Below are 469 nucleotides of genomic sequence, written 5' to 3' on the forward strand. Positions count from 1 at the left end.
GACGACGACCACGAGTTCGTCCTCATCGACCACCAACGATGAGAGGCCAATCGGCGCAGCAGGAGTCTCCGTGAACCCGACGTCGGCAGCGCCGGAACGGACGAGGTCGGTCACGTCGGCGGAGTTCCCCGCGATCAAACGCACCGACGCATCCGGCGTGGCAGCACGGTGGGTGAGCAGCCATCCGGGCAGCAGGAGTTCGGCGATCGTCTGCGACGCTGCGATCACGAGGGATCCCGCCGGTTCCCGCAGCGCGGCGACGCCTGCTTCAAGCCGCCGGGAGGCCTCCAACACCGGGACGGCGAGACCGAGCACCACCCGGCCGGCGTCGGTCAGCGCGGTCCCGGATGCCGTCCGGTGCGCCAGCGGCTGACCGGTCGCCTGCTCCGCGGCACGCAAGCGCGCAGACACCGCCTGCTGTGTCACCCCCAACACCTCGGCCGCGCGGGTCAACGACCCGGTCTCCGCG

Annotated in this window: 1 protein-coding gene; it reads right to left on the reverse strand. The window is 71.4% G+C overall.

Features of this window, described 5'->3' with window-relative positions; all coding sequences use genetic code 11:
* Positions 1–469: LysR family transcriptional regulator (locus C6558_RS39150; protein ID WP_146161020.1), on the reverse strand; the 469-nt coding region annotated here is incomplete at both ends.

Origin of the sequence: Ensifer sp. NM-2 (assembly GCF_003024455.1) — a bacterium.
GTDB classification, from domain to species: domain Bacteria; phylum Pseudomonadota; class Alphaproteobacteria; order Rhizobiales; family Rhizobiaceae; genus Ensifer; species Ensifer canadensis.